Raw genomic sequence first — 15862 nt, 5'->3', positions numbered from 1 at the left:
ATATGCCGGAGATTGAAAATAAAGGTGTGCTGTTTCTGGTGCCGACGCCGATCGGCAATATGGGCGACATAACGCCCCGTGCGCTGGAATGCCTTGAACAATCGGAAATGATTGCTTGTGAAGACACCCGCCTGTCCGGACGTCTGCTATCGCATTTCGGCATCAGGAAAAAATTGATCAGCTATCATGATTTCAATGAGCAGCGCCGGCTTCCGCAACTCCTGGAAGTTCTGAATTCCGGCGGAAATATCTCCGTGATTACCGATGCCGGTTCACCCGGCTTGTCCGATCCGGCCTTTCGAATTATTAGGGCGGCTATTGAAAACAATATCAGAATCTCGCCTCTTCCCGGTGCCAATGCACTGATACCGGCTTTGACCGGTTCCGGCCTGCCGCTGGATAGATTCTTCTTCGAGGGCTTTCTGCCGAATAAGGGCGCGGCCCGCAGAAATCGGCTGGAAAAATTGAAAGAGCTGGAACACACGCTTGTTTTTTATGAATCACCGCACCGCATCGAGAAGACAGTCGCCGATGCGCTCGAAATCCTGGGTGACCGACAGGCCTGTCTTGCGCGGGAATTATCCAAAATATATGAAGAATTCATTCGGGGGTCATTGTCGGAAATCCTTGAGACGGCCGGTTCACGAAAACTCAAAGGTGAGATGGTTCTGGTTATCGAGGGGCTTGGCAGAAAATTAAGGAAGTCGGATGAGTAGAAAGGATTTTTACCCGTCCGATTGGCTCGTGATCGGTTATCCGGTTTTTCTATCTCTGATCATTCTCTTTTTCGGGCGGCCCCTGGCCGGTTATCTCGATGAGATAGCCATCAATATCGCGATCATAGTTCTGGCGCTGGCCATCATTCATTATCTTCATGGCGAGCAAAGCCGAACGGCGCTTTTTTTCAGGCTGCTTTATCCCTCGATGCTGTTTCTCGTTTTCTATGAGCAAACCGGCGGATTGATGAGACTGATATTCAATCATTTTTTCGATTATCAATTGACCGCCTTCGAGCATTCGATCTTCGGGATCAATCCCACGAAATGGCTCGATACCAATCTCAACAATGTCTGGGTGACCGAGGTCCTCAGTCTGCTGTATTTCACTTTTTATCCGATGATATATGTTTATTTCCTCACCCTGTTTTTTATGAAAAAATATCATCTTATCAAAGTCTCGATAACGGCCGTATGCCTGACTTTTTTCACGTCGTTCCCGCTTTTTTTCCTGTATCCTATCGAAGGGCCTCGTTATCATTTTGCAGGACAATACATGAATGAAATTACCGGGCCGATATTTCGCCCTTTGGTCGAGCTGGCGCAGCGCGGTGCGGTTCACGGCGGCTGCATGCCGTCGACGCACTTTGGCGTGGCACTGGTTATCATGATTTTCTGTTTGAAATATTTTAAAAAAGCAGGTATACTTCTCATTCCGGTAGTGACCGGACTGGCCCTGGGGACATTTTACGGAAGATACCATTATGTCTCCGATGTGGTGGTGGGCGGTTTGATTGCCCTGGCGGCGGTGTTTGTCACCGAAAGATATTTAATAGTTGATGCAGATAAAGACTCTATCGCGAAAAAAAATAAGAAGAAAGTAAGCTATGTATCCCGAGTTATTTAAGATTGGCGCTTTTGCCATACGGTCGTACGGAGTTATGCTGGCAATCTCGTTTTTACTGGGTGTGTACTATGTCAGCCGGATGGCCAGTAGAGAGAAAAAGGATTTCGGTGTTTATTTGACTTTGGCATACATTATGGTTTTTGCCGGAATCATTGGCGCCAGATTGTCATATGTGCTGTTTCATCTCGATGAATTCAGCGGCAGTTGGACCAATTCTTTTAATCCGTTTCACTCGGATCGCATCGGCATCGCCGGATTGAATATGTACGGAGGCGTCATCCTGGCCGTTCTGGGATCTTATATATACCTGCGGATCAAGAAAATGTCGGTGCTGGATACCTTCGATATTTTTGCCCCGACCATCGGTTTGGGGCTGGCCATAACGAGAATCGGCTGTTACCTGAACGGATGCTGTTTCGGGACGCCGACCGAATTACCATGGGGAGTGGTTTTCCAGGAACATTCGATACCATGGTATATTTTCGGTACGCAACATCTTCATCCGGCGCAGTTATACAGTTCATTGTACGGGTTGCTGCTGTTTATATTTCTACACTGGCGGCTCAAGAATCGGCAGTTTGTCGGCCAGGTGATAGCGCTGATGTTCATGATCGAGGCCGTTTTTCGCTACGGTATCGAATACGTCCGCTATTATGAATCCGAAATGCATGTGAATATTCTGGGGATGCAGCCGACTTACAATCACCTGATATCAATCGGGCTGTTCCTGCTTGGGCTGGGGATATATATATTTCGGCCTAAAAAATAATTTGGCAATAGATCATGGCTTTTTTCGAGTATAAGGATTATTTAAGGATTTTGAGGTTCTCAGCCATAGAATCCATAAAAAATACTGGGAAATTATGCACCAGCGAACAGGAAATAGCAAGTTCATTTCTTACAAGACAGGTAATTACAGGTTTTTCATTAAAAGAAATCCTGAAAGGAGTTTCTGTTGACGATGTCATACGGACATTTGTTGGTAGACAAATATTTGACTTTTCCTCGGCGCATATTCTGTGCAGAACATTATTCGAAGGTTATATAAATTTTTTCTATTTATTTTTCTCCACTTCTGATAAAGATGAGAAGGACTTTATTCATCTCTATTTTCGTTATCACTCAATAATGGAAAGAATCAAAGGATTGTCAGCGCTAAAAAGCAAGAATCCTCGGCTTTCTGAATTTCAGAATGAATCCAAAGAATACAAAGAAAAAATCCTTGGCAATAAATATTTTGACAGGCTTAAACAAAAGGAAAAAAATGGAATATTAGATGCAAAGAGTTTTACTCGATTGAAAATAAAAGAACTAACAATACTAGCAGGATTCCACGAGTCGTTCTATCAGACATTTTATAATGTAACATCGTGGCATACGCACTCTAATCCTGCCTCAATTGAACAGGTGAATGCTGTTAGATCTCCAGAGGACTCGAAAGAACTCATTTCGTTGCCATTAGAATGGTCTACACTTTTCTTGGGATTATCCATAAATGCGGTTTCCAAGATTATTGGTGATATTGGAAGAAATATTCAGAAAGAGGATGAAGTAATTAGAATTATTGAAGATTGCCATTTATTACAGAGTCAAGACTGGGGTTCTGATGAATTTAACCTCTCATCGCACCGGTGATCTCTATGCGCTGGCCTGCGCCATTGTCTGCGGGCTGGGAAATATCCCGGCCAAGGTGGCGGTCGAAAATATTACGGTCGAAATTTACAATATCTTTTTCTTCACTTTCGGCTTCATTTTTTCAAATTATGTCTGGTTTCGACCGAAGGACCGCGAAGAAATCCGCTCTATCGACATAAAGACTCTCGGATTGATATTTGTTCTCGCGCTGCTGTTTACTTCGGCCTTATACCTGTTTATCATGTCGCTTAAGCTGATCGAGCCCGCCACCGTGTCCTTTCTTTCGCGTTTTGAGGTTATTATTACCGTTGTGCTGGCTTATCTGCTTCTCAGTGAAAGACTGCGCGCTTTCGAAATTATCGGCGGCATGATCGCATTGGTCGGAATTTTGGTGCTGAAGTACAAGACCAATCTGGCCATCTCCCACGCGGCGACTTTGATGGTTGTATCGTCGTTCATGTTTGCTGCCGCCGAAATTATCATTAAGAAAAATATTACCCGGCTCGGGACCGGGCGGTTTTTGTTCTACCGTAATCTCTTCATGGTATTTATATCATTGGGAATTCTGTTTGCCCGCGGGCAGTCGATCTATATTCCTCCCACCAAGACGGTCTGGCTGATTCTGGCAGCGGCGATTTTGCTGCCGGTGCTGGGCCGGGCCACTTACATGGAGGCGCTCAAGCGGATTAATATTTCCCGGGCGGCTCTGGTGACTCAGGCAACCCCGCTGTTCACGGCCCTGTTCGCTTTTGCGATTCTGGCCTCAATGCCAACCTTGACCGAATGGCTAGGCGGCGCCTTGATTGTCGGCGGCGTTGTGATAATTCAGCTATTTGCCGGTAAGGAAAAAAAGGGCGGAGTCGAGCCGATGTAACCGGCCATTTCTCCAAAATATTAATTTAAGATGAGTCCTGATAATTACTGGAATTTAGTGAACTTCGAGCATCCGCTGAAGCGCCAGCAGGGTATTGGCCCTGATTCGATCGGGAACTTTTATCTGTTTCATAGTATCAAGATTCTCAAGGCAATAGGCCAGGTCATTTAAAGTAGTCCTGTACATATTGGCGCAGACCGGACAGGCCTGGCCGGACAACTCAAAAATCTTCTTATCCGGATTTTCGAGCGCCAGCCGATTAATCAGATTTATTTCGGTTCCGATTGCAATCGGCGTTCCGGCCGGCTGCTTCCTGACAAAGTTGACAATAAAACTGGTGGAACCGACCGCATCGGCCAGTCTGACCACCTCGTGGGGGCATTCCGGATGGACGACTATTTTTACACCGGGATATTGCTGCCTCACTTCATGAACATGCTCTTCTTTGAAATTGGTATGAACATGACAGTGACCCTTCCAGAGAATCACCCGGGCATTATCAAGCTGTTCTTTGGTCATGCCGCCCTCTTCGCGTGAGAAATCCCAGATGACCATCTCCTCCGGCTTCAGGCCGTATTTTATACCGGTATTGTATCCGAGATGCTGATCGGGAAAGAAAAAGAGCTTCTCTCGCCGTTCAAAACCCCATTTATAGGCGGCGTCGGCATTGGAGGAGGTACAAATAAGACCGCCGTGTTCGCCGACAAAGGCTTTTAAACCGGCCGCGGAATTCATATAAGAAATAGGCATAATCCGCTCATTTCCGCCGAAATGCTCCAGCGTTTTCCAGGCTTCCATGACATCGGCCATTTCTGCCATGTCGGCCATCGGGCACCCAGCCAGCGGATTGGGTAAAAAAACCTTCTGGCCTTTTTTGGCCAGAACATAAGCCGCTTCGGCCATGAAATGCACGCCGCAAAATATGATATACTCGACATCATCCTGGGAGGCCGCAATTTGGGACAAAGCGTAGGAATCGCCGATAGCATCACCGAATTCGACTACTTCGACCCGCTGATAATGATGAGTCAGAATAATGGCCCTTTTTCCAAGTCTTTCTTTGGCGGCTATTATCCGTTCCCTGAGGTCATTGCCAGTGGCCTCGCGATATTCTTTTGGCAGCGCAAAATACATGATCTAAATCACATCCTCATTAACACCATAATGCCATAATTTGGCAAATATACGCATTTCCGCTCACAATATAACAACTATTTAATAAAAATCAATTTTGTTGGGTTTTGTTCCCGATAGTAAATTATTTGCATCAAATAACCGTATGTGATATATTAACAGCTTCGAAATTGGCCTGGATGGCAAATTATCCCGTTGCCGTCCGGACATAAATTGAAACATGGAATATTACTATTAAATTGGACGATATGAGCAATATGGAAGACAAAGAAAAAGATAAAGAAAGCGCCGCCGAGCCGGAATCCCCCAGTAATTTTATCTGGGACTTTATCGATGAAGATATCAAAAACGGCAGGTTCAACAAGCATATACACACACGTTTTCCGCCGGAGCCGAATGGCTATCTTCATATCGGCCACGCCAAGGCGATATGCATCAACTATGGCACCGCCATAAAATATGGCGGCAAATATAATCTGCGCTTCGATGACACCAATCCGATCAAGGAAGAATCGGAATATGTCGAGTCGATGCAGCGGGATATTAAATGGCTCGGTTTCGACTGGGAGGAACGGCTGTTCTATGCTTCCGATTACTTCGACCAGCTCTATGAATGGGCCATCAAGCTGATTAAGGACGGCAAAGCCTATGTCGATGACCTTTCGCCCGACGAAATCCGGGAATATCGCGGAACTCTCACCGAGCCGGGAAAAGAAAGCCCGCATCGCAATCGCCCAATTAACGAAAACCTCGATTTGCTGGAGCGAATGAAAAAAGGCGAGTTCCCGGACGGCTCAAAAGTGCTTCGCGCCAAAATCGACATGGCGGCTCCCAATATCAATTTACGCGACCCGGTGATGTACCGCGTGATGCATGCGACTCACCACCGCACCGGCGACAAATGGTGCATTTATCCCATGTATGACTGGGCGCACGGTCAGTCCGATTCTATCGAGGGGATTACCCATTCTTTGTGCGATATAAGTTTCGAGGATCACCGGCCGCTCTATGATTGGTTTGTCAAACATCTTGGAATCCATCATCCGCGGCAAATTGAATTCGCCCGGCTTAATATCACCTATACCGTTGTCAGCAAGCGCAAACTGATCCAGCTTGTGACCGGCGGCCATGTTACCGGGTGGGATGATCCCCGCATGCCGACCCTGTCGGGTCTGCGAAGACGCGGCTATACCCCGGAAGCGGTCCGTCGTTTCTGTGACCGGATTGGCGTCGCCAAACGCGAGAGCATGGTCGATATAGCGCTTTTGGAACATACTTTGCGCGAGGATCTCAATCTGCGTGCACAGCGCGTGATGGCGGTGCTGAATCCGCTCAAAGTGGTTATCGATAATTATCCTGATGATAAAGTTGAATTGATCGAGGCGGACAACAACCCGGAAAACCCGGCCGATGGAACCCGTCAGGTGCCCTTTTCGAAAATAATTTATGTCGAGCGCGATGATTTTATGGAGGACCCGCCGAAGAAATTCTTCCGCCTCTCCCCCGGCCGCGAAGTGCGCCTTAAACACACCTACTTTATCAAGTGCGAGAGTGTTATAAAGGACACCAACGGCAATATCGTCGAGCTTCACTGCACTTATGACCCCGCAACTACCGGCGGTTCGGCGCCCGACGGGCGCAAGGTCAAAGGGACGCTTCACTGGGTATCGGCAGCGCATGCTCTCGATGCCGTAGTGCGGCTGTATGACAGCCTCTTTACCAAAGAGAACCCGCTTGAGGATGAAGATTTCATGGCCACAGTAAATCCGAAATCACTGGAAGTCCTAAAGGGGTGCAAGCTGGAACCGTCGCTGGCCAAGGCCGAGTCAGGGAAATTTTACCAGTTTTTACGGCAGGGATATTTCGTGGCTGACTCAGTCGATTCGAAACCGGGGCATCTGGTGTTCAACCGTACCGTCGGCCTCCGCGACTCCTGGGCAAAAATGGCGAATAAGGAATAATAATATTTTACATGCGAATACATGTCGGCACGCGCAATTGGTGTTACAGTGTAAGTATCCACAATTCAGCATTAAGTCAAACATATCAAACGCACCTCAAAGGTGGATTTCGATTCGCTCTTATTGAATGAATACGGATTGTTTTCTACTTTATGACGCCGCAAGATCAAATATGTCTTCGGTTTCTTGTTGCAATTTAAATAAATAAAATAGTATATTCCTTTGTTGGGATTATACATAGCTTATCGACACCTATTCAAATGATCCAAAATCATTTTTAGAAAGTAGTTATATGAATATAATTAGTAGATTTAAAAGATTGAATTTTTGGAACAAACTTTTTGTGTTTGGGGCGATTATAGCAATTTTATCATTAATATTTTCACTGTGGGAATGCTTTTTTAATCCTAACGCCAAGAAATCAGATACCGATGAGATGAAGTCAAATCAATCAGAAATCATCGAGGTAATGAGTGAATATAAAAAGGCAAATAATTCTGAATTAATGAAAAAATATCCATTGGGATATGCATTATTCTATGCGAATATTGATGATCCCGTAATCTATTCTCCTGCGAAATTACGAAATGATTTTGTTTACGAAATAGATTGGGAAAAATCCCAGATTGAACGATCCAAAGAGAAACCTGGCTGCATGGTATTGTCTTTACCCGATATTAGATTTAAAAAAACGAATTCTGTTATTGAAGAGACAGTTTTCATATTTCCGTTGAGGGAAGGATGGTGTAATAGACCCATAAGGGGGTTTATGCCAGTCGATCTTTGGATTGAGGTGCTACTTGTCAGAAAGGAGTATTTCGTTTGTATAATGGGCTTTACCGAATTGTCCTAATATGTTATAAGTGATACAGGATACTAAATATTGCTTCGACTGCATTTGAAAATGTGGACCCGGACCATCAGATTATTGTCGGTTAATTATCGCCAGCTGCTCGAAGATGTGGCTGTTGTCGGGGATGTTTTTGACGCCGATTTGATCTATAAAACGGATAATACCCTCTTTGTCGATGATGAAAACCACCCGATCGCTGTAATCAGATTCGGTCAGGACACCATATCGACGGCTGACCTCACCATGCGGTGAATTATCGGCCAGCATCGGATAAGTAATCCCCCCCAGCGTTTTTTGCCAGTTCTGGTGGCACGGTACCGAATCAACCGATATCGACAAAACCTGCGTGTTGAATCGTTCGAAACGCTGCAACTCTTGTTCATACGATGGAATCTGGTTGGTGCAGATAGTCGTCCAGTCCATCGGGTAAAAAGCCAGCAGGACGTTTTTTTTGCCTTTGAAATCGGACAGACGGATCTTGCCGCCAAGATGCGACGGCAGAGCAAAGTCGGGAGCTTTACTCCCGACCTTGAGTTTTTTCTTAAATGTAAACGGCATGATCCCTACTCTTCCAATTTGGAGAATTTATCGGTCGGGGCGCCGCAGATGGGGCAAACCTCGGGCGGCTCTTCCCCGTCGTGCACATAGCCGCAAACTTCACAGACCCATTTCATCTGAATCCCTCCCGATTATCAGTCTTCCATCGGCGACGTGCCGTCGGATGAGAACCAGAAATAATTCCCGGAGAGCGCTTCTCTCTCGGCCATCAATATCTCATAATGACCGCTTTCTTCCTCGGCCATTTCCTTCATGATATTCTTGAAGCCGGCATCCGAAATAATAGCGGAACCTTTTTTGTAAAACTCGACGGCATCGAGTTCCGCCTCGATGGCCAGATTGATATACTCCACCTCGGAATTGAATTTTTTCAATTTGCCGCCGACAAAGGCCTTTTGCAACGGACTGATACCGGTATCAGGCAGTGCCCCGATTTCGCCGCCGACTTCCTTTTTATAGATGTCTATCAGGGTGGCGCGATGCCGGGCCTCGTCATTGCGCAAATTCTCGAGTCTTCGTTTGGCCTCGGTATTGGCGGCCTGCTTGGATAAAAGATCATAAAATGTGAATCCATCAATCTCGCTCTTTATAGCGCTTTTCAGAAGCAGAGCTTTATCCTTGAAAACATCATTGCTCATCAATCATCTCCTTAAAACTTATTTATCCTGACCGTTCCCGGATAGTCCTCATCATGTCCCGGTCATTTACTTTCTTTAATTAACTTCTCCAGTTCTTTTTTTAGTTTTCTCAGGTGGTCCTCTTTCTTTCTGCGCCCGGCACGATCGACAATACCGCCGAAATGGTCCTTAGCCAGTTTCTTTTCCAGATCCGCGATCTCTTTTTCCAGTTTTTCCCGTGGTTCCATGGCTCAACCCTCCTGATTATCTATGAATTCAATGGCTCTTTTAATCCGTTTGACAGTCTCCTCTTTGCCGATAGCTTCCAGAATGTCATACAATCCCGGTCCTTCCGAAATACCGGATACGGCCAATCGAGTCGGATGTATCAACTTCCCTTTTTTAACGTCGATTTGCCCGGCGACGTTATTCAAAGCGGCCTCCAGGCTTTCCTTCGTGAATTTATCGATACTTCCGAATTTTTCAAGTAGTTTTATCAAATACTCTTTGCTTTCCGGTGTAAAGGTCTTTTTGGCCGCGTCGGGATCATATTGAAAATCGGAAAAGAAGAAATAGCCGCTCAACCTGACAAAATCGGTGGTCCGACGGCACCTCTCCTTCAAGAGGCCGACAACCTTTCGCAAATAGTCCCATCTGGTTTCCAACCAGTACTTGGTCGTGTGCCCGGCCTCGACCAATAACGGACCGGCTATTACCGCCAGATCATGATCCGACATGCTGCGAATATACTCGGCGTTCAAAGATAGCAACTTTTCTTCGTTGAAAATAGGATTGGCGCGGTTGACATTATCCAGCGTGAAAATCCTTATTAATTCCTCGCGGGGCAGGAACTCGCGGTCATCCTTAGGCGACCATCCCAGCAAGCAAAGGAAATTAAACAGCGCTTCGGGCAAAATACCATCCTTGCCGTATTCGGCGACGTCCTTATCGCCCAGGCGCTTTGAAACCTTCTTCTTATCCGGCCTGAGAATCAGCGGTACATGCGCAAATTTGGGAATATCAAGCCCCAGTCCCCGGTATATGTGTACTTGTTTGAAAGTGTTGCTGATATGGTCATTGCCGCGGATAACGTGAGTAATGGCCATCTCGTGGTCGTCCACGACCACCGCCATATTGTAAACGGCCCGGCCGTCATTGCGAAGCACCACAAAATCTTCGATTTCGCTATTCTGCCGGGTAATTGTCCCCGAGACAAGATCATCATAGCTTGTCTCACCGTCGGGAATGGCCAGCCTTACGGCAAACGGCATTCCCTTATTAAGATTATCCGTAATTTCATGCTCGGACAGATTTCGGCATTTCTTATTATAACTGGGCGATTCCTTGGCGGCCATGGCTGCGTTGCGCCGCCGCTCGAGTTCCTCGGGGGTGCAAAAACAACGATAGGCGTGGGCGCTTTGCAGCAACCTTTCGACATAAGGATTATATCTGTCCATCCGCTGAGACTGGAAATAAGGTTCCTCGTCCCAATCAAGACCCAGCCATTTGAGAGCGTCAAGAATCGGTTCGACTAAATCCGCCTGGGATCGTTCGATATCAGTATCTTCAATACGGACAATGAATTTTCCTCCGCTGTTTCTCGCAAAAAGCCAGTTGAATATGGCGGTTCTGGCAGTTCCCACGTGAAGGTATCCGGTGGGTGATGGGGCTATTCTGACTCTGATTGTTTCTGACGTCATAAGGTGTTGTGCTCACATGTATTATATTACTATATTAAAGTCTTTCTTCATCTTTGTCGGAGCTGTCTGTCGGCGGCGGGATATCGGGTGGAAGAGGCTTAACCGGTGGCGGCGGTGGTGGTGGCGCCGGAGGCTGATAGGGCGGCTGGTATTGGGGTTGATTCTGAGGCGGCGGCGGATATGCATATGGCATCGGCTGCATCTTTACTTCGGCGAACTCGAATTCCAACCCGCCAACCAGCTTTACCATAATATTATAAATAAAGGCGAGTATCAGGAAAACTATAGTATAAACGATAGCACCGAAGAAGGCTCCCAGTATCGGATATAGTACGATCAATAAGCCCAGTGGCGGCATTTCTTCTTCCATACCGCTCATACCGCCATAAATGCCTGACATAGTTCCTGCCAGACTGAGAATAGCCCCCATAAACAGGGCCATAAACAGGCCCATAATAAAGCCGAGAATCATGTTGACCACGAATGAGACTTTTAAAAGTGGCCAATAACTAACACTTTTAAGTTCCAGTTTCATAGCTTGACCTCTTTAGACACAAATAAATTTCTACTCTTAATTATAGGTCTTGCGGCCTCTTCATCGGGCCGCCAAAAAATACAATATAAATGCCCTGCCAATGCTGCTCAATATAAAACTACCGACCTTTTCGGCAATCATCGGGCATTTAATATAAATCTGGCATCGACTGCCTTGGAACAACCCTTTTTGCGGCAGGCAATAAAGGGATTGATGTCGATCTCGGAAATAATATCAAAATCTGAGACAAGTTGAGACAGTCTGAGCAAAGATTCTTTTAATGTAACCAGGTCAACAGCTTCCGATCCGCGGAATCCGGTCAGGAGCGGATACGATTTCAAACCGCTGATCATTTCTTCGACATCGGTATCGCTCAGCGGGTTGATTCTAAAGGCAACATCCTTAAGAATTTCCACATAAATACCGCCTAAGCCGAACATAATCAATGGACCAAAGGCTTCATCGGTGGACATGCCGATGACCGTCTCGACACCGCCCGTTATCATCTCCTGAACAAAGACCGAGAATTTCTCGGGCTTCCCCTTCTTTGCTACCGCAGCAGTTTTCTTTCTCAAATCGTTGAAGGCAGCTTTTACTTCCTTGCTTGTCCGTAGATCGACCACGACTGCGCCAAATTCGGTTTTGTGCAAAATGATGGGCGTGTTAATCTTAACGACGACCGGGTAGCCGATTTCCTCCGCGGCAGCGACCGCCTCCTTTTCACTATTGGCTATGATGTTCCTGGGAGCCGGAATACCGTAATGAGTCAGAATTTCAAGGGCGGTCTCCCCGACGATACTCTTTTGGCCGGCTTTCAGGGTGCTATTGATAATATTTTGGACCTGTTCCTTATTGACCCGGAAGCTTTTGTATTTCCCCAGGGGGCGGTCCAACCATTTTCGATGTAAGTCCAGATGAGACAAAGTATTGGCAATGGCCTCAGGAAACTGATATACCGGTATTCCGTTCTTTTTAAGATATTCAACGGCCTGCGATCCTTCACCGGCCCCCATGAAGCATGCCAGGACCGGCTTATTGGTGCCTTTTATGCCATCAAGGATCGAATTAGCCACTTCCATCTGGTTAATAGTAACAGGAGGGACAAAGATCGGCATTATGCTGTCATAGTTTTTATCATCTTTGACAACGCTTAAAGCAGCCTTGAATGATTGCCCTCCGGCTCCGGCAATGAGGTCAAGCGGATTATTTACATCGCCTTGTCCTGAAAGAGCTTTTTTCAACTTCCTTTTGGTCTCGCCGGTATAAGGCGGCAACTGCAAACCCAAACCGACCAGCGCGTCGGTGGCAAGAAGCGCCGGGCCGCCGGCATTGGAAACGATCGCAACCCGATTCCCTTTGGGAATGGGCTGGTTGGCAAGAGCCGATGCGACATCAAACATTTCTTCTACCGATGATACCCTCATTACCCCGCATTGATCGAACAGAGCATCAACCGCCACATCAAGTTCGGCCAGGGCGCCGGTATGTGATGAGGCCGCTCTTGCCCCCTGCAGGGTTCTGCCCGATTTAACCGCCACTATCGGTTTGGTTCGGGATATTTCTCTGGCTATTTTGGTGAAACGCCGGGGATTACCGAAGTTCTCAAGGTACAGGAGGATAACTTCTGTCCGCGGATCATCCTTGCAATATTTGAGAATATCATTGGCCGAAATATCGGCCTTGTTGCCGATTGAGGCAAACATCGAAAAACCGAGTCCGAGTTCCCGGGCGTGATTCAGGATAGCTTCGCCCAGTCCGCCGGATTGCGATATAAAACCGACATTTCCGGGCAGGGCCGCTGTCTTGCCAAAGGTACAGTTCAAGCGATAATCGGGATCAGTGTTAATGACGCCATAGCAATTGGGGCCGATCATCCTTATTCTATATTTCCGACAAATTTCGATCAGTTTATTTTCAAGTTCTATGCCATGGCCGCCGACTTCCTTAAAGCCGGCTGAAATTACGACCATACCGCGAACCCCTTTATTACCACATTTTTCGGCCATATCCGGAACCGCATCCCTGGGCACCACCATAATAGCCAGATCGACAGCATCAGGAACGTCCAGAATTGTCGAATAACACTTAATCGAATGTATGACATCGTAATTCGGATTAACCGGAAAGACCTTACCATTGAATTCGTTGACAATCAAGTTATGAAGAATTTCCCGCCCGATAGTTCCCTTGCGGGCGGAGGCGCCAATGACGGCAACCGATTTGGGCCTAAAAATGTATTCAAGACCGTTCATTTAAGGTCCTTTCTCAGATCACATAAATACTAATTGCCGTCGGACACAGATGCCGCGCCGGTTTGCCTTTATTTGCTTTGCAAACAACCATTTATACGGCGTCTTGTCAAGTTTAATTTGGTGATTGGCATTTGGCTCTGAATTGGCCCGATTTTTTGAGATTTTTGAATGAAATTTGGCTGGAAGTCCAATTAATAGCCTTAAAAAGTTGAAAAATCAAAGTTATGTCATAAAAAATCATTTCCTTTTTTTATTTTATTTATTATAATTCCGGTGACCTAATATCCCTCCCAAGACGGTGTCGTCGGTTTTCCGGCGGCACCGTGTGTTTTAAACGCAATAACTACGACGATGTCTCCAAATCTCTTATATTACTATCAATGTTTTGGAACATTTTGGAATTTTTATTATTGACATAAATTCGGTTGCGTGATATATTTAATCATCTTGCAAATTACCTCACTTGCTGATTAAATGTCAGCGATGGTCGGGCAATGTTTTTTTGGGCGGTGGGTTGTTTGATGCCACGAACTACTGTTAAATTACTTCAGTGGTTAAGCCGGAAGTAAAAAAAATTATTGAGTAAACAGGAGCTTGACTTTAACCTCATTTTTTTTGGATCATAGTAAGGAGGTGATTGCCGGGTAAGAGAAAGGTACGTTTGGAACCATGAAAATATGGTTCATTAACAATCTTTAATACTTGTTACTTTTTAATGACTGATTCTCGCAGGAGATAAGTTGGGAACTTAATGTTGAGGTCTTCGAAAGGAGAAAAAGAATGACAAAGAGATTATCGGCAATTATCATACTCTCCTTGTTAATTGTCGCCTTTATGGCACTTAGTGTCTTTGCTGCAAAGACTGCCGATAACAATGTCTGGAAGTACAGGGAATATATCACCAAGAATTCCAAGACTAAATTAGCCGGCGGCGAACGTCTGGTTGGTTATGCCACGCCCACCGGTGATGGCACTCTGGGTTTTGACGGCGGGCAGGCCGCTTCGCCCGGTATTCAGGTCGGTATTACCACATACGATCTTCAGAGCAATACGCGTATGAACCGGCAGATTGACTGGCGCGGCACCCAAAATATGCATATGATTTGGATGAAAGCGACCACCATGGTTCAAACCAGTCTGGATCGTGGAACCGGATATGAAATGTATGATGCCGGTCTGGGATCATTCACATTTGAAGGCGTCGGCGGCGGTTGCGATATTCATCCGCGCAGCGGCCCCGGCATAAACTATTCCGGTTACGTCGGCCTGGATGTCGATACCGAAGGCAAGGTTGTCATCGGCAACCATCATGACGATGGCGCCGGTTATGCATCGACCGTCTGGTATGATTTTGACGTGGCCTCCTGTTTCTTCTCCCCCTACAAGAGAAGAGTCCCTGATTCGGTAATGAAATATGGAATTTCACCTGCTGATATCGCCCTCGGCGATTATGAAATTATTTGGCCGCAGATGGAATATCATGTTTTTGACGGCGATACCGTGACTCACGTTTTCTCGGAGCAGTCGACGAATACCATTAGACCTTCGATTATCACTTATTTCAGAAGAGTCGGTTCCGATACTCTCGGCGCCTGGGATTATCCCCCGAAGGTCATCGATACCGTCGCTGTCATTGGTCAGAGTGTTACCGCTTCGCGTACCAGCGGCAAGGTAGCTCTGGTCTGGCAGGCTCCTCCGGGCGCCTATCCCGGCGATCCGGAATCCAATGTCCGTAACTGGGTCGACCCCGGTCTGGGTGTCAACCAGCGAATCAATGATATTTATTATATGACTTCGACCAATATGGGCGCCTCATGGAGCGCCAAGACCAACATGACCGCTTATGATTCTACCAAGGGCGGTTTCCTTGGCCATGGCGATATGTCGGTTCTGATTGATACCGACGACATTCTCCATATTCTCTGGCCCGCTCGTATTATTGATCCGACCGGAGTCGAGGGCGGTCTCGGAACCTATACCTATTTCTGGGGATCGCGTATGCTTCACTGGGATGAGACCAATAATGAAATCAGAACGGTGAAGGATGCCAACTGGGATATTGCCGACGAAGACATCAATGACAGCACCTGTACCGGCGGCGCCTGGAACGAAATGAGTCT

14 protein-coding genes and 1 pseudogene are annotated in these 15862 nt (G+C 46.5%); 8 read left to right on the top strand and 7 right to left on the bottom strand.

Annotation, left to right across the window (positions count from 1 at the left end):
• The first annotated feature begins 2 nt into the window (after positions 1-2).
• The 5 genes from rsmI to CVT49_08165 are packed head-to-tail and all read left to right on the top strand — an operon-like array spanning position 3 to position 4132.
• Positions 3-716 carry a 16S rRNA (cytidine(1402)-2'-O)-methyltransferase gene (rsmI, locus tag CVT49_08185; protein PKK83489.1) on the top strand — a complete coding sequence of 238 codons (714 nt, stop codon included), beginning with the start codon at positions 3-5 and terminating at the stop codon, positions 714-716.
• Entirely contained in the window at positions 709-1623 is a 915-nt protein-coding gene (locus CVT49_08180) for a hypothetical protein (protein PKK83488.1), read from the top strand. Before rsmI ends, CVT49_08180 begins: the two co-directional genes overlap by 8 nt.
• Positions 1604-2392 carry a prolipoprotein diacylglyceryl transferase gene (gene lgt / locus CVT49_08175; protein PKK83487.1) on the top strand — a complete coding sequence of 263 codons (789 nt, stop codon included), beginning with the start codon at positions 1604-1606 and terminating at the stop codon, positions 2390-2392. The genes CVT49_08180 and lgt overlap by 20 nt, the downstream gene beginning before the upstream one ends.
• A 14-nt stretch (positions 2393-2406) precedes the next feature.
• Complete coding sequence (locus CVT49_08170; GenBank protein PKK83486.1) at positions 2407-3258, top strand: hypothetical protein; 852 nt, start codon at positions 2407-2409, stop codon at positions 3256-3258.
• Entirely contained in the window at positions 3230-4132 is a 903-nt protein-coding gene (locus CVT49_08165) for a hypothetical protein (protein PKK83485.1), read from the top strand. The genes CVT49_08170 and CVT49_08165 overlap by 29 nt, the downstream gene beginning before the upstream one ends.
• A 54-nt stretch (positions 4133-4186) precedes the next feature.
• On the opposite strand, the gene CVT49_08160 is transcribed toward CVT49_08165, so the two are convergent.
• The gene (locus CVT49_08160) at positions 4187-5266 is read right to left on the bottom strand and encodes a quinolinate synthase (protein ID PKK83484.1); all 1080 of its coding nucleotides are present in this window, start codon (positions 5264-5266) and stop codon (positions 4187-4189) included.
• A gap of 257 nt (positions 5267-5523) precedes the next feature.
• On the opposite strand from CVT49_08160, the gene CVT49_08155 reads away from it, so the two are divergent.
• Together CVT49_08155 and CVT49_08150 are read left to right on the top strand one after the other, a co-directional pair.
• Positions 5524-7227, top strand: a complete 1704-nt coding sequence (locus tag CVT49_08155; GenBank protein PKK83523.1) for a glutamine--tRNA ligase — start codon at positions 5524-5526, stop codon at positions 7225-7227.
• A 292-nt stretch (positions 7228-7519) separates the two neighbouring features.
• Positions 7520-8080: a hypothetical protein gene (locus CVT49_08150; protein PKK83483.1), complete on the top strand. Its 561-nt coding sequence runs from the start codon at positions 7520-7522 to the stop codon at positions 8078-8080.
• Between the two features lie 72 nt (positions 8081-8152).
• Here the strand turns inward: CVT49_08150 and CVT49_08145 are convergent, their stop codons facing one another.
• The 6 genes and pseudogenes from CVT49_08145 to CVT49_08120 all read right to left on the bottom strand — a co-directional run bounded on the left by CVT49_08145 (position 8153) and on the right by CVT49_08120 (position 13742).
• Positions 8153-8638, bottom strand: a complete 486-nt coding sequence (locus CVT49_08145) for a peroxiredoxin (GenBank protein PKK83482.1) — start codon at positions 8636-8638, stop codon at positions 8153-8155.
• Between the two features lie 8 nt (positions 8639-8646).
• Positions 8647-8754, bottom strand: a pseudogene (locus CVT49_08140) (reverse rubrerythrin).
• 18 nt (positions 8755-8772) lie between these two features.
• Positions 8773-9276, bottom strand: a complete 504-nt coding sequence (locus tag CVT49_08135) for a hypothetical protein (GenBank protein ID PKK83481.1) — start codon at positions 9274-9276, stop codon at positions 8773-8775.
• Positions 9277-9506: 230 nt separating this feature from the next.
• Positions 9507-10955, bottom strand: coding sequence for a glutamate--tRNA ligase (locus CVT49_08130; GenBank protein PKK83480.1), 1449 nt, complete (start codon positions 10953-10955; stop codon positions 9507-9509).
• Positions 10956-10989: 34 nt separating this feature from the next.
• Positions 10990-11490, bottom strand: coding sequence for a hypothetical protein (locus CVT49_08125; GenBank protein ID PKK83479.1), 501 nt, complete (start codon positions 11488-11490; stop codon positions 10990-10992).
• Positions 11491-11627: 137 nt separating this feature from the next.
• Complete coding sequence (locus CVT49_08120; GenBank protein ID PKK83478.1) at positions 11628-13742, bottom strand: hypothetical protein; 2115 nt, start codon at positions 13740-13742, stop codon at positions 11628-11630.
• A 780-nt stretch (positions 13743-14522) separates the two neighbouring features.
• Between CVT49_08120 and CVT49_08115 the strand changes: the two genes are divergently transcribed.
• On the top strand, positions 14523-15862 hold a 1340-nt coding region (locus CVT49_08115; protein PKK83477.1), incomplete at its 3' end, for a hypothetical protein.

The organism is candidate division Zixibacteria bacterium HGW-Zixibacteria-1, assembly GCA_002838945.1.
Classification (GTDB): domain Bacteria; phylum Zixibacteria; class MSB-5A5; order GN15; family PGXB01; genus PGXB01.
This window is presented reverse-complemented; position numbering and strand designations above follow the sequence as displayed.